This window comes from Streptomyces caniferus (genome assembly GCF_009811555.1).
Lineage (GTDB): Bacteria > Actinomycetota > Actinomycetes > Streptomycetales > Streptomycetaceae > Streptomyces > Streptomyces caniferus.
This window is the reverse complement of the sequence record NZ_BLIN01000003.1, coordinates 593,262-611,989: the sequence shown is the minus strand read 5'-3', so window position 1 is coordinate 611,989 and position 18,728 is coordinate 593,262. Positions and strand designations below refer to the sequence as shown.

Sequence of the window (18,728 nt, the reverse complement as noted above, 5' to 3'; positions counted from 1 at the left end):
GTCGGGCGCGCCGACGGGGCGCGCGGGGCGGTCCAGGCCCTGTTGCCACCTTCCCGCCCGTCTGGCGACGCGAGAGTGACGACAGGGCCCAGCGGGTGTCTCTCCGATCTCCGTGGGCCTGCGGCGTCTGGCACCGCACCTGGCGGCGTTGTCGCCTCACCCACGGACACCCGGTCCGCGGGAGACGCTCCGCCTTGCCCTGCACGGCACCAGACGCCGCAGGCTGATCCACGCAGATCGAAGAGACACCCCCTAGCGGGTCAGCACCAGTGCGGCGTTGTGCCCGCCGAAGCCGAGGGACGTCTTGACCGCGCAGTCGAACGCCGACCGGCGGGCCTCCGTGTGCACGATCTCGACCGGGATCCGCGGGTCCAGCACCTCGAGGTTGGCGGTCGGGGGGACGAGCTGCTGCTCCAGCGCGAGCACGGTGAGCGCGGTCTCGATCCCGCCGGCGGCGCCCAGCGCGTGCCCGGTCATCGCCTTGGTCGAGGTGACCAGGGGGTGATCGCCGAGGACCCGCTGCAGCGCGGCGGCCTCGATGTGGTCGTTGGCGACCGTCGAGGTGCCGTGCGCGTTGACATGGCCGACCTCGCCGGCCTGCACCCCGGCGTCGGCCAGCGCGGTCCGCAGCGCCCGCTCGATGCCCTTGCCCTCGGGGTCGGGGGCCACCGCGGCGTAGGCGTCGCTGGACGCGCCGTAGCCGCGGATGTGTGCCCGCACGGGCGCGCGGCGGGCCCTGGCGTGCTCGGGCCGCTCCAGGACGAGGAGCCCGGCGCCCTCGCCGACCACGAAGCCGTCCCGGCCCGCGTCGAAGGGGCGGCAGGCGGTGCTGGGGTCGTCCCGGCGGGTGGAGACCGCCTTCATCTGGCAGGCGCTGGCGATCAGTAGCCGGGAGAGGACCGACTCCGCCCCGCCGGCGATGGCGATGTCGCAGACCCCGGCGCGCAGCAGCTGGTGCGCGGTGCCCACGGCGACGGTCCCGGAGGAGCAGGCCGTGGCCACGCCCAGGCTGGGGCCGTGGGCACCGATGTCCATGCAGACGCTGCTGGCGGCGCTGTTGACGACGGTCAGCGGGGCGAGTTTGGGGGAGACCCGGCGGGCGCCGCGCCCGGCCATGGCGACATGCTGCTGGTCGTAGAACGGCAGCCCGCCGTGCGCGGAGCCGATCACCACCGCGACGCGGCTGCTGTCCCAGGATTCCGGGTCGAGTCCGGCATCGGAGAGGGCCTCCCGGGCGGCGATCACCGCGAGCTGGGAGAAGCGGTCCATCAGCCGCTGGGTGGCCACACCGAGCAGCTCGGTGGTGTCCAGACCGGCGATGGTGTACATGAAGTCGCAGGGCAGATCGGCGAGTTCTTCCTGGTGGGACACTCCACCGGGCACGGTTTCCTGGGTGACGGCATGCCAGGTGGCCTTCGCCCCCACGCCCGCCGCGGTCACCAGTCCCAGCCCTGTCACGGCCGCGGAGAACGGCTCCTGGCGGGACGTCATGCCGGTACTTTGCCGTCGACGGCCGCCACCAGCTGGCCCACGGTGTTCCGCGGAGTCAGCGAGACCTCGTCGAGGTCGATGTCCAGCCGTTCCTCGATGAGGACGCGGAGCTCTTCCAGCGCCAGGGAGTCGAGGCGCAGGCTGCGCAGCGGGGCCTCCTCGGCGATGTCGACCGGGGAGACCCCGAATCGTTGGACCAGCAAGGTGTTGACAACTTCTGCCGCATTCACGTGGCGCTCCTCCGCTTGTCGTAGGCGTGCTGCCAACCGCGTCGTGGGCGGGATTTCACCGGCGGCTCCGGCTGGTTTGACCACCCTTTATACGCCTTTGTCCCGATGACTCCCCAACCTTGGTAGCTCAATGGGGTGATGAGCGCACCGGGGTGGCCAGGGTGTCGGCGCCTCGCCTTGCGGACGCCGCGGAAAGCACCTACGTACGTAACGCCGCGGACCGGCGGGAGGTACGGGCCGCGGGCCGGCGGAGTGCGGAATCCTCCGGCGTCAGGCCTCGTCGAGGGCGCGGGTCACGCGTCCCAACAGGCTCTGGAGGGTGCGGAGTTCCTCGAGGGTCAGGCCGGTGGCGGCCAGCATCCTGAGGGGGACCGGCAGGGCGGCTTCGCGCAGGCCGTCGCCGGCGGGGGTCAGGTGGATGGTGACCGACCGCTCGTCCTCGGTGCTCCGTTCGCGGCGCACCAGACCGGCCGATTCCAGGCGCTTGAGGAGCGGGGAGAGGGTGCCGGAGTCCAGCCTGAGCTGTTCGCCGATGGCCTTCACCGGCTGGGGGCCGTGCTCCCACAGGACCAGCATGACCAGGTACTGGGGGTAGGTCAGGCCCAGGTCCTTCAGGGCGTCGCGGTAGACGCCGCCGAAGGCCCGTGAGGCGGCGTGCAGCGAGAAGCAGACCTGGTGGTCGAGGCGGAGCAGTTCGGCGTCGGGTACCGGGGGCCTGGTGGCGGAGGTCATGGGTCCAGGTTAGCTCGCCGAGCCATTTAGTTGTGCACAACCGAGTTGCGGACAATGTAAATGTGTGCCACTGTGAGGGCCGTCGGCGACCGGGAAGCGGCCGCCGCACCACCGAAGGGGATCTGTGATGGACGCGCTGTACACCGCTGTCGCCACCGCCAACGGCCGCGAAGGCCGGGCGGTCAGCTCCGACGGCCAGATCGACCTGGCCCTGGCCATGCCGCCGGCCCTCGGCGGCAACGGCGCCGGCACCAACCCGGAGCAGCTCTTCGCGGCCGGCTACGCGGCCTGCTTCGCCAGCGCGATGAGCAACGTCGGCCGTCAGATGAAGCTCGACACCAAGGACGTCTCGGTGACCGCCGAGGTCTCCATCGGCAAGGACGACACCGGCTTCGGCCTGGCCGTCGTCATGCGGGTCGAGCTGCCGGACACCCTCGCGGGCGAGACCGGGCGGCAGCTGGTCGAGGCGACGCACCAGTTCTGCCCGTACTCCAAGGCCACCCGCGGGAACATCGACGTCGAGCTGGTCGTCGAGTAGGCGCGCGGTCCGGTCGGCGCCGCGGCCCCTGCCCGGCGGGCCGGCCCCCGCGATCTCGCCGGGCCGGCCCGCCGGGCACGTACGGCTCAGACCGCGGGTGGGGCGCCGCGGCGCGTCCGGGCGCCGATCAGCTCCGCGTAGTGCCGGCCGCTGTCCTTGAGCGTGCGGACCTGGGTCGCGAAGTCGACATGGAACAGGCCGAAGCGCTTGTCGTAGCCGTAGGCCCACTCGAAGTTGTCCATCAGCGACCAGGCGAAGTATCCGGCGAGCGGTGCGCCCTTCCGGGCCGCGCGGGCGCAGGCGGCCACATGCTGGTGCAGGTACGCGGTGCGCTCGGGATCGTGCACGGTGCCGTCGGGCCGGACGACGTCCGGATAGGCGGAGCCGTTCTCGGTGACATAGATCTTGGGCGCCGCGTACTCCTCGGTCAGCCGCAGCAGCAGCGTTTCGAGGCCGCCCGCGTCGATCTCCCAGTCCATGCCCGTACGGGGTACGTGCAGCCGGCGCACCGGGCGGGCGAACGGCGGCGGGCCGGAAGGATCGGCGGCGACCACGGCCGGGAAGTAGTAGTTCAGCCCCAGCCAGTCCAGCGGCTCCGCCATGGCCTCCAGGTCACCGGCGCGCTCCGGCAGCTCGACGCCGTACACCTCGGGCATGTCGGCGGGGAAGCCGCGGCCGTGCACCGGATCGAGCCACCAGCGGTTGGTGTGCCCGTCCATCCGCCGCGCCGCCGCGGCGTCGGCCTCCGACCCGGTGGCGGGTTCGACGGTGCTCAGGTTGGTGACGAGGCCGACCTCGGCGCCCGGGGCAGCGGCCCGGATCGCCCGTACGGCCAGGCCGTGTCCCAACAGCAGGTGGTAGGAGGCACGCACCGCCGCGGGGAGGTCCGTGAGGCCGGGCGCCATCCGGCCCTCGAGATGGCCGATCCAGGCCGAGCACAGGGGTTCGTTGAGCGTGGCCCAGTGCGGGACCCGGTCGCCGAGCTTCTCGGCGACCACCGAGGCGTACGCCGCGAAGTGCTCGGCCGTCGCGCGTGCGGGCCAGCCGCCGCGGTCCTGGAGCGCCTGCGGCAGATCCCAGTGATAGAGCGTGGCGAACGGGGTGATGCCCGCGTCGAGGAGGCCGTCGACGAGCCGGTCGTAGAAGGCGAGGCCCGCGGTGTTCACCCGGCCGTCGCCGTCCGGCACGACCCGCGGCCAGGCCACCGAGAACCGGTAGGCGCCGACGCCCAGTTGACGCATCAGCGCGATGTCCTCGGGCCAGCGGTGGTAGTGCTCGCAGGCCCGGTCCCCGGTGTCCCCGTTGTCGATGGTGCCGGGCGTGCGCGCGTAGGTGTCCCAGATGGAGGGGGCGCGGCCGTCCTCGGCGACCGCTCCCTCGATCTGATAGGCCGACGTGGCCACGCCCCAGGCGAAGCCGTCCGGCAGGGCGGCGTAGTCGATCCGGTCGGTCACGGAGTTCCTTTCGGCGTGGGTCATTTGACGGCCCCGGTGGTGAGCCCGGCGACCAGATAGCGCTGCAGCAGCAGGAACCCGGCGACCACCGGGACACTGACGACCAGGGACGCGGCCATGACCTGGTTCCAGTAGACGTCGTTCTGGGTGGCGTAGCCCTGCAGCCCGACCGAGAGGGTGCGGGTGGTGTCGTTGGTCATCACCGAGGCGAACAGCACCTCGCCCCAGGCGGTCATGAAGGCGTACACGGCGACCGCGACGATCCCGGGGAGCGCGGCCGGCACCACGACCCGGAAGAGCGCCCCGAGCGCACCGCAGCCGTCCACGTACGCGGCCTCGTCCAGCTCGCGCGGCACCGATGCGAAGTACCCGGTCAGCATCCAGATGGAGAACGGGAGGGAGAAGGTCAGATAGGTCAGGATCAGGCCGCCGCGGGAGCCGTAGAGGGCGACGCCGGTGGAGTTGCCGATGTTGACGTAGATCAGGAAGAGCGGGAGCAGGAAGAGGATGCCCGGGAACATCTGCGTGGACAGGACCGTGACGGTGAAGATCCGCTTGCCGCGGAAGCGGTAGCGGCTCACCGCGTACGCGGCGAACACCGCGATCACCACCGAGCAGACGGTGGCCGACCCCGCCACGATCAGCGAGTTGCCGAAGTACCGGGCCAGCGGGACGGTGTGCCAGATGTCGAGGTACGGGCGGAGGGTCAGTTCGCCCGGCAGCCAGCGGAAGGTGCCCGAGACGTCCTCCAGCGGTTTGAGCGAGCTGCTGAGCATGACGTACACGGGGAGCAGCACGAAGCCGGTCAGCGCGGTGAGGAAGATCCGCCGGGCCCAGCGGAAGGAGCGGGGCGGAGCGGTGGGGGAGCGCCGGCGGCCGGCCGTACGGGCGGTGGGGCTAGCCATCGGCATGCTTCCTTCCGCGCGAGGTGGCCAGGAGATAGCCGGCCGTCACCACCAGCAGGAAGAGCAGCAGCAGGACGGACATGGCCGAGCCGGTACCGAAGTTCCAGGTGACGAACGAGGACTGGTAGATGTGGAGGGAGAGCAGATCGGCGGCCTCCGGAGCGGCCTTGCCGAACAGCACATAGGGCGTGTTGAAGTCGTTGAACGACCACAGGAAGAGCACCAGCACCAGCACCTGGTTGATGGGCCGCAGGGCGGGCAGGGTGATCCGGCGGATCTGCCGGACGAGGCCCGCTCCGTCGAGCGCCGCCGCCTCGTAGAGGTCCTTGGGGATGTTCTGCAGACCGGCCATCACCACGAGGAAGGCGAACGGCCAGGTCTTCCAGACGGAGACCACCAGCAGCGCGAGGAAGCTGTGGTCGCCCAGCAGCCAGAAGGGGCGGCCGTCGGTGAGGTGTAGTTGGTCGTGGAGCACATGATTGACCAGGCCGTTGTCCCTCTGGAACATGAAGGCCCAGGTGATCACCGCGGCGTAGACCGGCAGCGCGTACGGCGTGAGGAAGACGGCCCGCAGCAGACCGCGGCCCCGGAAGTTCTCCTGCAGGAAGATCGCGGCCGTGGTGCCCAGGAGCCAGCACAGGCCGACCGTGAGGACGCTGAACGCGCAGGTGACGAAGAACGAGTGCAGCAGCGTGGCGCCGACCGGGGCGTCGAAGTCCACGGTGACGCGGTAGTTGCCCAGCGCCTTCCAGGGGGCGGTTCCCCAGTCGCCGATATGGAGCCGGGTCAGGTCCTTGAAGCTCATCACGATGCCGATGACCATCGGGACGAGGTGGACCAGCAGTTCCAGCAGCAGCGCGGGGAGCAGCAGCAGATAGGGCAGGCCGGCCCGGCGCAGCCCGGCGAGGACCCTCATTTCGCCATCTGCTGCTCGGCCTTGGCCAGGCGCTCCTTGACCGAGGCGGTCGTCACCGGGTGACCGGCGGCCGCGTCGGCGAACAGGTCCTTGATCGCGGTGCCGACGGACGTCTCGAACTGCGACTCCTCGACGACCTGCGGCAGCGGAGTGGCGCTGTGGGTGAGCGTGTCGCGCAGCACCTTGGTGTCCTGGCGGTCGAACGCGGGGTCCTGCTGGGCGGCCGTGACGGGCGGGATGGAACCGTAGGTCTTGTTGAGCAGTCGCTGTTCGCCGTCGCTCGTCATGAACTTCACGAACTCCCGCGCGCCGTGGAGGTTGTGGGTGTTCTTGAAGACGGCGATGTTGATGCCGGCGAGCATGGAGTTGGTCTGCCGGCCGGTGCCCGGGGTGCCGGACGGGACGGGCACCGGGGCGACGCCCCATTCGTCGGGCTTCATCCCGTCGGCGGCGAAGGTGGTGGCCGCGGCTTGCCACAGCACCATCGCGGTCCGGCCCGTGGCGAAGTCCCGCAGCGACTGGTTCTGCCCGTACTCGGCGTTGCCGGGGGCGATGATCTTGTCCTTGGCCATGAAATCGATGTACTGCTTGACCGCTGCGACCGCACCGTCCGAGGTGAAGGTGGGCTTGCCGGAGGCGTCGAAGAAGTCGGCGCCGTGCTGCTTGCCGAGGGCGAAGGCCTGATGGATGTTGTTGGTCAGCTGACCGCCCTCGGCGCCCAGGCCCCACGTGCCGTCCTTGGCGATGCGTTTGCCGTCCGCGACCAACTCGTCCCAGGTGGCCGGGGGTTTGCTGATCCCGGCGTCCTTGAACATCTGCTTGTTGTAGTACAGCGCATAGGCCAGCGAGTACAGCGGCACCGCGGCCGGGTCCTTGCCCGCCGCGCCCGTGGCGTCGAGGGCCGGGGCCAGGAAGCGGCCGCGGCCGCCGATCGCGTCGAAGTTCTTCTTGTCCCAGGGCAGCAGCGCACCGGTGGCCTGCAGCGAAGCGGACCAGGTGTTGCCGATGTTGAGGACATCGGGGCCCTGGCCCGACGTGGTGGCGGTGAGGATCCGGTTGAGCAGTTCGGGCCAGGGGATGACCTCCAGCTCGACCTTGATCCCGGTCCGCCGCTCGAACTTCTTCAGCTCGGGACCGAGGATCTTCTTGTCCGCCTCGACGTTCGGTCCCTGGTTCGACGCCCAGTACGTCAGCGTCCTGGGGGAGTCGTCGCTGCCCCCTCCGGGGCTCGTCCCGCCCCCGCATCCGGCTGCCACGGCGGCGAGCGCGGTGACGGTGGCGGTGACGGTCGCGGCTCGGAGTATGCGCATGACGGATACGCCTCTCTCTGAGGAGTCCGAGGTCGGCCATGTTCAGTTCCTGAACGGCCTCATGGCTTAACTTAGGATGTGAGTTAAGGCCCGAGAGAAGGGTGCGTCAAGGGACCCGACTGCGCCGGCCGGCGGGCCGGGAGGGAGACCGGATGGCCGAGCGCCCCCAGCGGACCGTGCGTGACCTGCGGAGAGCCAATCGCACCGCGGTGCTGGAACGGCTGTATTCCGATGGTCCCCTGAGCCGGCAGGAACTCGTGCCCGCAACGGGCCTCAGTTCAGGCTCCGTCAGCAATGTGGTCGCCGAACTCGCCGAGGACGGGCTCCTGGAGGAGGCCGGGGTGGTCGAATCCGACGGTGGCCGGCCGCGCACCCTGCTCCGGGTCGCCCCGGCGAGCGGCTGCCTGATCGGTGTGGACGTCGGCGAAACCCGGGTCAGGGTCGCACTCTTCGACCTCGCGATGACCGAACTCGCCCGCTCTGAACACCCGTTGACGCACCACGGCTACGACGTGCACCGGATCGTCCGCCATGTCCGCGACGGCGTCGCCGCCGTGCTGCGGGAGAGCGGTACGGACCCCGACCGGCTGCTCGGTGTCGGCATCGGCGTCCCCGGCATCCTCGAACGGGGCGGGCCCCGCGGCGCGGTCGTCCACGGCCAGACCGTCGGCTGGGACGCCGTCCCCCTGGAGGAGCTGCTGCGCGACGCCGTCGCCCTCCCCGCCGGGGTGGGCTTCTTCCTCGGCAACGGCGCCAAGGCGCTGGGGCAGGCCGAGATGTGGTTCGGCGGCGGCCGGGGCACCGAGGACGCGGTCATCGTGCTCTTCGGCTCCGGTGTCGGCGCCTGCATCGTCACCGACGGCGTCATCGACGGCGGAGCACGGGACAGCGCGAGCGAATGGGGTCATCTGACGGTCAGTGTCCGCGGCCGGCGCTGCCGCTGCGGTGCCCGCGGCTGCCTGGAGGCGTACGCCGGGGCCGAGGCCCTGCTGGAGCGCTGGCAGGAGGCGGGCGGTCAACCACCGGCGCACGCCGACGAGGAGACGGCGCTCACGGCACTGATCGCCGCGGCCCACCCGCCGGTGGGCGGTACGGCAGCCGACCCGGTCGCGCGCGCCGTCCTGGACGAGACCGCGGAGTATCTGGGCGCCGGGATCTCCGACCTGATCAACCTCTTCGGCCCCGAACGCGTACTCATCGGGGGCTGGGCCGGCCTCCAGCTGGGCCCGTACCTCCTGCCCGCGGTCCGCACCTACGCCACCGCCTACTCCCTGGCGCACCCCGCCGGCCGGGTGACCATCGGCCTCGGCACGCTCGGTCCCGACGCCGTCACGGTCGGCGCGGCGACGCTGCCGCTGGCCGAATTCTTCGCCAACGGAGGGCGGCGCGCCGCACCGGGCCGCAAGCCGGGGGAGCGGGCGGCGGTGCAGGCAGGGCGCAGGGCGCCGACGGGGTGGGCGCGGGGCGGGTGAACAGCGCCCCGGCGGGCCGGCGTCCGCGCGGGGAACACCGTCGGACGGAGAACGGGCCGCGGCCGGCCGCTTCCCGCCGACGGGCGAGCCCCCCGCGCATCCTCCTCAGGCGTCGTCGGCCGCGTACACCCGGCTCCCCCCGACGAACGTCTGCAGCACGCGGGTCGCGGCGATCTCCTCGTCGGGCCCGTCGAAGGGATCACGGTCGAGGACGACCAGGTCGGCCAGCTTTCCCGGCTGGATGGTGCCGGTGTCGTCGAGATGGTTGGCGTAGGCGCTGCCGGCCGTATAGGCGGCCAGCGCCGAGCCCAGGTCGATGCGTTGCTCGGGGAGGAAGACCGGCGTCGAGGCCGGGCAGTCGGGCTCCCGGCGGTTGACCGCGACATGCAGCGCGGCGATCGGGTCGGGGGAGCTGACCGGCCAGTCGCTGCCCGCCGCGAGGGTGGCGCCCGAGCGCAGCAGGTCGCCGAACGGGTACTGCCGGGCCGCCCGTTGGGGACCCAGGAAGGGAATGGTCAGCTCGTCCATCTGCGGCTCATGGGCCGCCCAGAGCGCCTGGATGTTCGCCGTCGCGCCGAGCCTGCGGAAGCGCGGCACATCGTCGGGGTGGACCACCTGGAGATGGGCGAGGTGCGGCCGGGTGTCGCGCCGGCCGTTCGTCCGCCGGGCCGCCTCGACCGCGTCCAGCGCCTCGCGTACGGCCCGGTCGCCCAGGGCGTGGAAGTGCACCTGGAAGCCCTCCGCGTCCAGCAGGGTCACGTAGGTCCGCAGGTCCTCGGGGTCGATGAACGAGATGCCGCTGTTGTCGGAGGAGCAGCCGCAGGCGGTGAGGTAGGGGGTGAGCATGGCGGCCGTGTGGTTCTCGGCGATGCCGTCCTGCATGATCTTGACGCTGGTGGCCTGCAGCCGCCCGCCCGTCAACTCCTCCCGACGGGCGATGAGTCCGGGGATCTGCTCGACCCCGCGGGACCGGTCCCACCACAGGGCGCCGGTGACCCGCGCGGTGAGCTTTCCGTCACGCCGGACGGCCTCATACGCGGGGATGGAGTCGGCCGTTCCGGGGCCGCGGCCCAGCATCGCGTCCTGCCAGGCGGTCACCCCGTACCCGTGGAGCAGCCGCTGCGCCCTGAGCAGGCCCGCGGTCTGCTCGGCGAGCGTGGCCTCCGGGACCAGATCGGCCACCAGCTGCATGGCGCCCTCCTGCAGCATGCCGGTCGGGCGGCCGTCGGCGTCCCGCTCGATACGGCCGTCGGCCGGATCCGGGGTACGGGAGGTGACCCCGGCCCGTTCCAGGGCGCAGGAGTTGGCCCAGGCGCCGTGGTGATCGCGGTTGACGAGGAACACCGGGCGGTCGGGGACGAGGGCGTCCAGGAACTCCCGGGTCGGCATGCCGCCGGGGAACGCCTCCAGGGACCAGCCGCCGCCCGTGATCCACGCCGCCTCGGGGTGCGCCGCAGCGTACGAGCTGATCAGTTCGCGGTACGCCTCGGCGGTGACGGCCGCGCTCAGATCGCACAGCGCCAACTCCAGCCCGCCGCTGACCGGATGGACGTGCGCGTCCTGGAATCCGGGGACGAGCAGCTTGCCGCGCAGATCGACGACGTCCGTGGCGGGCCCGATCAGGTCCTGGACCTGCGCGTCGTGCCCGACGGCGATGATGCGGTCCCCGCGTACCGCCACCGCGCTCGCCCGGGTGCGCGCGGCGTCGACGGTGTGCACGGGGCCGGAGACGAAGACGAGGTCGGCGGGGCCGTCACCGGTGGCGCCGTGGGCGGCGGAGTCCGGGGCGGGCCCGGGGGTCACGGTGGTGCTGAGATCCATGCGGTGGTCGCTCCAGGTGTGTGGGGTGGGTGGTGCGTTGGACGTGATGGGTGTGATGGAAGTGTTGCGGTCGTGTCGTCAGGGCCTCGAACGGCCGGGCGGCGGACGGCTCGTGCGCAGGGCGGCTCGGCAGCGCGGGCAGCCCTCCGAAGGGCTCGGGAGCGTGGTCAGCCCTCCGACGGGCTGGGGAGCGCGGCGGTCTCCGCGTCCATCGGGAGGCTGATCGCGTCGGCGTCCGTCCCCCGGCCGGTGTGGAAGTACGGAGCGCGGCGTACCCACTTGGCCCAGGCGGCGGTGGCCAGCCCCAGCGCGATGAACAGCGCGGGCAGCAGCAGCATGAACCAGCCGTTGTCCGGGCTCGCCTCGAAGTGGTCGCTCATGGTCGCGTAGTCCCAGACGAGGTAGCCGCCGAGCCCGAACAGCGTCAGCGCGCTCACCGCCGGGACGAGCACATCGCGCAGTGCGCGCACCGCTCCGCCGCGCAGGCTGTCGCGGAAGCGCACGGCGCAGGCGAGTGCGGTCAGCCCGTAGTAGAGGGCCACGGTCAGGCCGATCGAGTTGACGGCGGTCAGGATCATGTCGTTGAGCTGGGGGATGCCGACCGCGAGCACGGCGAGCAGCGCGGCGAGGGCCATGACCACGAGGGTGCCCACGGCGGGGGAGCCGTAGCGCGGGTGCACCCGCTGCCACATCGGACCCAGCGTGCGGTCGCGGGCCATCGCCAGCGCGCCGCGGGCGGTGGGGATGACGCTCGACTGGAGAGAGGCGAAGGCCGAGCACATCAGGGCGGCCAGCGGCAGGGAGGCCCAGGGCTCCGGCGCCAGTGCGCTGCCGAGGAAGGTGAGCGCCTGCGGCCCGTTGTGGATGAGCTCACCCGTGCTCATCACCCGCTGGAAGGCGAGCGCTCCGATGAGGAACAGTCCCAGCATCGCCACCAGCGCGATCAGTCCGCCGCGGGCGGCGTCGGTCGAGCTGCGGGTCTCCTCGTTGACGCTGAACGCGGCGTCCCAGCCCCAGTAGAAGAAGACCGCCAGCACCATCCCCTGTGCCAGCGCCTGGGGTGAGGAGATCTCGAAGGGGTTGAGCCAGGACATCGAGAACGGCTGGTCGCCGACGGCGAGGGCGTAGCCGCAGAAGAGCAGCAGGACCGCGTACTCGAAGACCAGCAGCCAGATCTGCAGCCGGGTCGCGGCCCGCACGCCCGTGATCGCGGTGACCGTGACGAGCACCAGCGCGACCAGGCCGACGGCGGTGCTGATGCCGGTCGAGGACGGATCCAGCCGGAGCCCCCCGACGCTGCGCAGGCCCATCTTGTTGAGGAACTGGAGGACGACGGAGCCGGTCACCGCACCCGTGTACGCCATGAAGATCACGTTGCCGACCAGCACCACCCACCCGGTCAGGAACCCGGGCCAGGGGCCGATGGACCGGCCCACCCAGGTGTAGCCGCTGCCGCAGTTCGGCTCGGTGCGGTTGAGCCGGGCGTACGACAGCGCGATGCCGAGGATGGGCACGAAGGCCAGCAGCAGCAGGGCGGGCGTCTGCCGGCCGGTGTACGCGGCCAGCGTGCCCATACCGATGCCGATGCTGGTGGTCGCGGCGGTGCTCGACGCGGCGATCGCCACCCCGTCCTTCACCCCCAGCGAGCGGCGCATTCGCGCCGGTCCGGGGTCCTGCTGCACTGCGGAAGGCATGGCACTCACTCCTTGGACGGCGGGCCGGACCGTCTCGGCCGGGCCAGGGGGGCGTGGAGGTGCGGGATGGAGGCGGCGGGGCAGGACGGCGCGCGCCGGGACCGGGGTCGCGGGCCGGCCGCGTCGTACGAAAGGGGGGTGGTGCGGGGTGGGCACCGCGGTGAACCGTGTATGTCCGCCGATGAAACAGGCCCTTCCATCTTGTGTCAACGGTGTTGACGTAACCTGTTGGTTAGCCTGGCTGCGACAGGGCCCGGGGGCCGGGGCGGAGTGAAGCGGAGGGGTTCGGAGTGGCGGAGAGCGAACGCGTCCCGGTCGAGCGCAAGCGGCGCCGGCCGACCAGTTCAGGCGTGGTCCTGTCGGCCGACCTCATCGTCGACGCCGCCTGCGAACTGATCGACGCCCAGGGGGCGCAGGCCTTCACCGTGCGCAAACTCGGCGCGGCCCTCGGCGCCGATCCGTCCGCCGTCTACCGCTACTTCCGCAACACCGAGGATCTGCTGCTGGCGCTGGCCGACCGCCTCATCGGCGAGTCCATGACCGGCTTCACGCCCACCGGCGACTGGGCCGCCGACCTGCGCGACTTCGGTCTGCGGGCCTACCGCTCCGCGCTGCGCCACCCGCAGATCGCGGTGTTCAGCACCGTCCGGGTCACGGGCCGGCCCCATGAGCAGCACGCGGTCGACACGGGTATCGGTCTGCTGCTCCGGGCCGGGTTCGACGAGGCCGCCGCCGTCCGCCACTACCACGCACTCGTCGACACCGCTCTCGGCCATGCGGCCCTGGACGCCGGCGTCCTGCGGCTGGCTCCCGCCCAGCGCGCGGCGGACGAGCAGGCCTGGCAGGAGGGGTACGCCGACCTGCCCGCGGACGAGTTCCCCAGCCTGCACCGCGTGCGCGAGCACCTTCCGCTCATGGGGGGCTCGGCCGTCGGCCCCGCGCTCGATCTGCTCATCGCGGCCCTGCGGCGGGCGGCCGGGCAGCCGGAGGCGTGACCGGGGCGAACCAGGCATTTCGTCCGCCCGGGTGCAAATATGAGGCATGCCCTTTGCACGGCGGACGGAGCTGCGCGGACGACGGGAACTGAGCCAGGTCCTGGTGCTCATCCCGATCGGGCTCATCGTGGCGGTCTGTGTGATCGACGTTCTCGCGCCGCCCGACATCCATCTGGGCCCGCTCCTCGTCGCGGCCCCCGCGATCACCGCGGCCTTCGCCGGGCCCCGCCTGACCGCGGCGATCGGTGCGCTGGCGGTCGCCGCCCAGGTGTTCATCGGCCTCGCGCGCCAGGTGCTGTTCACCACGAATCTGCAGGCCCAGATCGCCGCGCTGGTGGTCGTCTCCGGGCTGGTCGTGCTCTTCACCGTCGTACGGGACCGCAACGCGCGCCGGCTCACCCAGAGCCGCTCGGTGGCCGCGGTCGCCCAGCAGGTGCTGCTCCGGCCGCTGCCCGCGCGCAGCGGCGCCCTGGAGATCGCCTCCTTCTATCTGGCGGCCGAGGAGGAGGCGGAAATGGGCGGCGATCTGTTCGCGGCGGCGCGCACCACCAGCAGCACCCGGCTGATCATCGGCGATGTCCGCGGCAAAGGGCTGCCCGCCTACGGCCACGCCGCCCTCCTCCTCGGCGCCTTCCGGGCGGCTGCCCACCGTCAGGCCACCCTGCCCCGACTGGCCATCCACCTCGACGGAGCCGTCCGCTGGGACAGTAGCCAGTGGTACGACGTGCCGGGCGCCGAGACCGGGACGAAGGCGGCGGTCGGCCCCCACCCCGGCCCGAACCCTGGCCCGGATGCCGACTCCCTTCCGGTCCCTCCGGTTGCCGGCCCCGACCCCGTCGCCGACAGCGACGAGACCTTCGCGACCGCCGTGCTGCTGGACATCCCCGACCGCTGGTCCGTGCTGCGCCTCATCAACTGCGGTCATCCGCCCCCGCTGCTGCTGCGCGACGGGCGGGCCGTCCCCCTGTACGGCGAGCGCACCGCGCTGCCGATCGGCCTCGGCGGCCTGGCCGGCGCCCCGGACTACGAGGTCGAGACGTTCCCCTTCGCCCCGGGAGATCTGCTGCTGCTCCACACGGACGGGGTGAGCGAGGCCCGCGACGACAAGGGCACCTTCTACCCCCTCGTCGAGCGCGCCGGAGCCTGGAGCGAGGGCACCCCGCAGCAGGTTCTGCGCCAACTGCGTGCGGACCTGCTGGCGCACACGAACGGCAGGCTCGGCGACGACGCCGCCGCGGTCGCGGTGCGCCGCCTGCCCGCCCGGCCGCCGCTCCGCGAGGGAACGGGCTAGGGCTGCGCCGCGCGGCCTTGCTTCCCACGCGGGGCCACGGGGCCACGGGCGGATCGGCCTCGCGGAGGGGCCGGAACCCGGGCGCCCCGGGTCGGGCTACCCGGGCGATCCGGCAGCACGCGGATGAATTACGTCACGCCTCGGATTCCCGGCAATACCGCGCATACCTGAAGCCGTATCCCGTCCGGATCGGTCGCTTAGCTGCCAGTTGTCGCATTTCTTCGCGTCACGCTGAGTGATCGACTGGTCCACATTCCGGCCCCTCGGCCCGGCCCTCTCCGCCTGACGCTTCCTCAGTGCCGTTCCGCTTGATAAACACGTCCGCATCATCCGCAAGTGGCACAGGACGCGCACCATGAACGACCGCAACACCTCTGACCACCAGATATTCGAGCTGGACCTCGCCGCTCACGAAGCCCAGCGACGGACCGAGGTCCTCGCGGCGCTGGGTGACGGCTGGGACCCCGTCGCGGTGATGGAAGGCGAGGACGAGGCCTACCGGCTCCTCTACTCGGGCCTGGACGCGGAGCAGCAGGCCACCTACGACATGCTGGTCGCCGCCGAGGTGCTGCCGGGCCCCGGGCAGGCCTGAGGATGCGGCTGCCGCTCGACCCCACCGCCGACATCGGCCGCCGCGCCTGGGTCCCCTGCCCCGGCTGCGAGGACCACCTGGGCTGCGGGACCTGCCTCGACGGCCGTACCTGCGGTGACCACTGGCGCTATCTCCTGTCCAACAAGGGCAGCGTGCTGCATCTGCAGTGCCCCAACTGCACCCACCTCTGGGCCTGGGAGTCGGGCTTCGGAGCGGGCGGCCGCACCGACGGCTGACGCCGGACCGCCGCCGGGCGCCGGCCTGAGGTCTCCCGTGCCGGGACACCACGGGCCCTGGATGCCACCGCGGACGGGCACCCCCGCGCCCCCGGGCGCCCCCGCGGACGGGACCGCCCTCGGGCACCCACAGCACCGGCACCCACAGCACCGGCGCCCACAGCACCGGCGCCCGCCGCCCAGCGCACTGCCGTCGCCGCACCCGCGCTAGGTCAGCCGCCGCTGTGCCTCCTCGTGCGCCGTCTCCAGTGCCTTCTCGGCCGGTACGGTCCGGTCCGGCCGCACCCCGACACCTTCCCAGTTGGTGCCCGTGAGGGGGTTGATGGTCCGGGCCGTCGGGACGGTGACCGTGATGTGCTCCGTGACCGGATGGTGGGCGGTGGGGTGCGCACCGCCCCGGGTCACCTCACCGATCACCTCGGCGCGCCCGTGCGCCTGCAGGGTGTACGCCACGTCCTCGCCGCCCGAGAAGGTGGTGGCGCCGGTGAGCACGTACACGGGGCGGTCGAGATAGCGCGGCGCGGGCAGATACGGGAGGGTCCAGTACTGCCGGGTGGAGTCGGTGGAGCGCTCGTACACATCGTTGAGGTGCACCCCGTCGTCGGGGAAGAAGTAGCTGCACCACATGGCCGCGCCCGCGGGCAGGCCGCCCCGGCACTCCCGCAGGTCGAGAAGGAGTGCGCGGGTGCCCGCGACCAGCTCCATGGCCGCGCCGATCGCCCGGGCGCCCTGGCCGGCGTCGGGTATCCACCGCACGTCCAGGTAGCCGATATTGCCGTCGAGCCGTTCGACGCGGCGGATGCCCTGGCTCTCGGCTCGCATCAGGGCGAGGAAGGCCGCCATGCCCGCGTCCTCGTCCGCGGGCTCGGCGGACCGGGGCTCGTCCTGCCACAACAGCCGGAGGTGTCTGTCCGGGCAGGCCTCCTGGAGGTGCGCCGTCACCGCCTCGCAGAACGCGGCACCGCTCAGTGCGTCGTACTCACCGGCTGCCAGCCGTGCGCGGACCGCCCGGTCGGCCTCCGCGGCACACCGGGGAAAGATGTAGCCCGCCGCTATGTGATCGAGAGCGTTGTTGATGATCTCTGCGTTGCTCGGCATTGCTGCTGATCCTCGATTCGGTGTCGGGTGCGCGAAGGCCCCGGTGCGGGCGGCCTGCGCGCTTCGATGCGCTGCGCCGGGCGTCCGCCGGCGGTAGCGTGCCGTTCATGGAGCTGCACGCGCGATCGCTCTGGCTGCTGACCGAGCCGCTGCACGCGGTCTGCTACTTCGACGACAGGTGCCGTGCCCTGGGCAAGGACCTCGGTCTCAAGGGCTTCTGGATGGGGTATTTCGCCTCGCGCACGGCGCCTTTGGGGGCGATCGAGCCCGCGGCGGCCACGGCCGTACTCGGGGTGTTCGCCCCGGGAATGGTGGCCCGTGCGCTGCCCGCGGCCTGGAGCGTCGTCGGCCCGACGCATGTCCTCGACGAGCGCGGCAGCCGCGCGGCCCACGCACTGCGCGGGATCGACCCCGAGCTGGAACGCACGGCAGCCGGACTGCTGCCCCCGCTCCAGACGATCGTCGACGAGGCGCCGGCCATCGCCCGTCCGCTCTTCGCCGCCAACCGAGAGCTGTGCGACCACGCCGACCCCGTCGAGCGCCTGTGGCAACTGGCCACGACCGTGCGGGAGTTCCGGGGCGACGCACATCTCGCCGTGCTCGCCGACGAGGGGCTCGACGGCTGCGAGGCCCTGGTCCTCGCCGTCGCGTCGGGCCGCGTCCCCCGGGACACCATGCGGCAGGACCGCGGCTGGAGCGAGGAGGACTGGGCCGCCGCGGCGGACCGGCTGCGCGCCCGCGACCTCGTGGACGCCCAGGGCGACGCGACCGACTACGGCCGGGGGGAACGGGAGCGCATCGAGGCGGCGACCGACCGGCTGGCCGCACGCCTGCTGCGCCCGCTGCCCGAGGCGACGACCGAGGGGATGCTGCATGCGCTCGAACCCCTGGTCCGCCGACTCCTGGCCGCGGAGGTGCTGCCCTTCCCCAACCCGATCGGTCTGCCGCACCTCGACGAGGAGCCCGCGCCGCGCGGCGGCAACCCCCGCTAACCCAGGCGCTTTCCGGCTTCCTCGAGCTTCTGCGCCAGGTCCACCGTGTCGGAAGCGGGCGGCGCCTGGACCCTGACCGGCTTGTTGACGTCGAAGAACCGTATGGTCAGGTCCAGCGGGCCCTGAGCCGTGCGGGCGCGCTCACGGAACTTCACGGTGCGGTCGCCGGGACCGACCCACATGTCGAGGTTCAGCTTGCTCACCCCGAGCTGCTTGTACTGCTCGATCACCTTCTTGCGGCGCTCGGTGTCCAGCGCGCTCTTGGGCGCCCGCTTGTTCAGCAGGTCCGCCACCTCGACCACACCGGCGTAGTGCGTCGTCCGCACCCCGTCGACGGTCTCCTCGCCGACCTTCTTGACGTCGTCGGACTGGGGGAGCAGGGACGCCTGCGCCGCCGGGTCCTGGTCGGCCTGCCGCTGCATCCCCCCGAGGCCGCCGCCCTCCTTGCCCTTCATGGCGAACTTGATCCAGTGCTTGCCGTCCATCGCGGCCGCAGCCTTCCCGCCCCCGCCGAGATACACCGCGTCCCCGACGAGCCGCACCGAGAACTCGCCCTCCTCCTTGCCTCCGGAGGCCTTCATCCGCATGTCGATGGCGCGCGGGCGGATGCTGAACGACACCTTGCCGTCGAGCGTCCCCTGGCCCGGCACCTTGCCGGAGAGCCGATACGAGACGGAGTTGAGCTTGGCGCCCTTGTTCACGGCCTTTTGCACCGCGGCGACCGGCGTCGCGTCGATGCTCCCCGACGCGGCGGTGCGGTCGCCGGACGCCGTGCAGGCCGCCGTGCCGCACAGCACGGCCCCGGTGAGCAGGGCCGCTGCGACGCGGGATGAAGAACGGGAAAAATGAGTCACGGTCCCCCCAAGAACACATGGAACGATGAAAGTGTCATCGATCATGACAGTAGCCCACGGCACCGACAATCCGGGTTGAGTATTTACGCGGACGCGTGACCAGGGAA

General features: G+C 72.0%; 18 protein-coding genes. 7 read left to right on the top strand and 11 right to left on the bottom strand.

Annotation, left to right across the window (positions count from 1 at the left end; all coding sequences use genetic code 11):
* Positions 1-252 precede the first annotated feature (252 nt).
* From Scani_RS11440 to Scani_RS11430, 3 genes are all read right to left on the bottom strand, one after another.
* Complete coding sequence (locus Scani_RS11440) at positions 253-1,491, bottom strand: beta-ketoacyl-[acyl-carrier-protein] synthase family protein (protein ID WP_159473314.1); 1,239 nt, start codon at positions 1,489-1,491, stop codon at positions 253-255.
* Positions 1,488-1,721, bottom strand: coding sequence for an acyl carrier protein (locus Scani_RS11435; RefSeq protein WP_159473311.1), 234 nt, complete (start codon positions 1,719-1,721; stop codon positions 1,488-1,490). The genes Scani_RS11440 and Scani_RS11435 overlap by 4 nt, the downstream gene beginning before the upstream one ends.
* A gap of 270 nt (positions 1,722-1,991) precedes the next feature.
* A complete protein-coding gene (locus tag Scani_RS11430) occupies positions 1,992-2,453 on the bottom strand; it encodes a MarR family winged helix-turn-helix transcriptional regulator (protein WP_159473308.1) in 462 nt (153 codons plus the stop codon).
* 127 nt (positions 2,454-2,580) lie between these two features.
* Here Scani_RS11430 and Scani_RS11425 point away from each other — a divergent pair, with 127 nt between their 5' ends.
* Positions 2,581-2,991: an organic hydroperoxide resistance protein gene (locus Scani_RS11425; RefSeq protein ID WP_159473305.1), complete on the top strand. Its 411-nt coding sequence runs from the start codon at positions 2,581-2,583 to the stop codon at positions 2,989-2,991.
* Positions 2,992-3,077: 86 nt separating this feature from the next.
* On the opposite strand, the gene Scani_RS11420 is transcribed toward Scani_RS11425, so the two are convergent.
* Genes Scani_RS11420 through Scani_RS11405 form a run of 4 tightly spaced genes read right to left on the bottom strand, consistent with a single transcriptional unit; the run spans position 3,078 to position 7,576 of the window.
* Positions 3,078-4,469, bottom strand: coding sequence for a GH1 family beta-glucosidase (locus tag Scani_RS11420; RefSeq protein ID WP_371872337.1), 1,392 nt, complete (start codon positions 4,467-4,469; stop codon positions 3,078-3,080).
* A complete protein-coding gene (locus Scani_RS11415) occupies positions 4,466-5,350 on the bottom strand; it encodes a carbohydrate ABC transporter permease (protein ID WP_159473299.1) in 885 nt (294 codons plus the stop codon). The genes Scani_RS11420 and Scani_RS11415 overlap by 4 nt, the downstream gene beginning before the upstream one ends.
* The gene (locus tag Scani_RS11410; RefSeq protein ID WP_159473296.1) at positions 5,343-6,266 is read right to left on the bottom strand and encodes a carbohydrate ABC transporter permease; all 924 of its coding nucleotides are present in this window, start codon (positions 6,264-6,266) and stop codon (positions 5,343-5,345) included. Before Scani_RS11410 ends, Scani_RS11415 begins: the two co-directional genes overlap by 8 nt.
* Positions 6,263-7,576 carry an ABC transporter substrate-binding protein gene (locus Scani_RS11405; RefSeq protein WP_159473293.1) on the bottom strand — a complete coding sequence of 438 codons (1,314 nt, stop codon included), beginning with the start codon at positions 7,574-7,576 and terminating at the stop codon, positions 6,263-6,265. The genes Scani_RS11410 and Scani_RS11405 overlap by 4 nt, the downstream gene beginning before the upstream one ends.
* Positions 7,577-7,728: 152 nt before the next feature.
* Here Scani_RS11405 and Scani_RS11400 point away from each other — a divergent pair, with 152 nt between their 5' ends.
* Positions 7,729-9,048, top strand: a complete 1,320-nt coding sequence (locus Scani_RS11400) for an ROK family transcriptional regulator (protein ID WP_159473290.1) — start codon at positions 7,729-7,731, stop codon at positions 9,046-9,048.
* Positions 9,049-9,153: 105 nt separating this feature from the next.
* Here Scani_RS11400 and Scani_RS11395 read toward each other — a convergent pair whose 3' ends face one another.
* Together Scani_RS11395 and Scani_RS11390 are read right to left on the bottom strand one after the other, a co-directional pair.
* Positions 9,154-10,869 carry an amidohydrolase gene (locus tag Scani_RS11395; protein ID WP_159473288.1) on the bottom strand — a complete coding sequence of 572 codons (1,716 nt, stop codon included), beginning with the start codon at positions 10,867-10,869 and terminating at the stop codon, positions 9,154-9,156.
* 167 nt (positions 10,870-11,036) lie between these two features.
* A complete protein-coding gene (locus Scani_RS11390; protein ID WP_246295694.1) occupies positions 11,037-12,563 on the bottom strand; it encodes an APC family permease in 1,527 nt (508 codons plus the stop codon).
* A gap of 290 nt (positions 12,564-12,853) precedes the next feature.
* Here Scani_RS11390 and Scani_RS11385 point away from each other — a divergent pair, with 290 nt between their 5' ends.
* The 4 genes from Scani_RS11385 (at position 12,854) to Scani_RS11370 (ending at position 15,677) form a co-directional block, all read left to right on the top strand.
* The gene (locus tag Scani_RS11385; protein ID WP_159473287.1) at positions 12,854-13,558 is read left to right on the top strand and encodes a TetR/AcrR family transcriptional regulator; all 705 of its coding nucleotides are present in this window, start codon (positions 12,854-12,856) and stop codon (positions 13,556-13,558) included.
* A gap of 46 nt (positions 13,559-13,604) precedes the next feature.
* Positions 13,605-14,849, top strand: a complete 1,245-nt coding sequence (locus Scani_RS11380) for a PP2C family protein-serine/threonine phosphatase (RefSeq protein WP_167538073.1) — start codon at positions 13,605-13,607, stop codon at positions 14,847-14,849.
* 355 nt (positions 14,850-15,204) lie between these two features.
* Positions 15,205-15,441: a DUF6400 family protein gene (locus Scani_RS11375; protein ID WP_159473285.1), complete on the top strand. Its 237-nt coding sequence runs from the start codon at positions 15,205-15,207 to the stop codon at positions 15,439-15,441.
* Between the two features lie 2 nt (positions 15,442-15,443).
* Positions 15,444-15,677: a hypothetical protein gene (locus Scani_RS11370; RefSeq protein WP_159473283.1), complete on the top strand. Its 234-nt coding sequence runs from the start codon at positions 15,444-15,446 to the stop codon at positions 15,675-15,677.
* A 207-nt stretch (positions 15,678-15,884) separates the two neighbouring features.
* Here the strand turns inward: Scani_RS11370 and Scani_RS11365 are convergent, their stop codons facing one another.
* The gene (locus Scani_RS11365; protein WP_159473281.1) at positions 15,885-16,775 is read right to left on the bottom strand and encodes a S41 family peptidase; all 891 of its coding nucleotides are present in this window, start codon (positions 16,773-16,775) and stop codon (positions 15,885-15,887) included.
* A 107-nt stretch (positions 16,776-16,882) separates the two neighbouring features.
* Between Scani_RS11365 and Scani_RS11360 the strand changes: the two genes are divergently transcribed.
* Complete coding sequence (locus Scani_RS11360) at positions 16,883-17,767, top strand: SCO6745 family protein (RefSeq protein ID WP_159473279.1); 885 nt, start codon at positions 16,883-16,885, stop codon at positions 17,765-17,767.
* Here Scani_RS11360 and Scani_RS11355 read toward each other — a convergent pair.
* Positions 17,764-18,621, bottom strand: a complete 858-nt coding sequence (locus Scani_RS11355) for an SCO4651 family lipoprotein (protein WP_167538072.1) — start codon at positions 18,619-18,621, stop codon at positions 17,764-17,766. The genes Scani_RS11360 and Scani_RS11355 overlap by 4 nt on opposite strands.
* Positions 18,622-18,728: the final 107 nt, after the last annotated feature.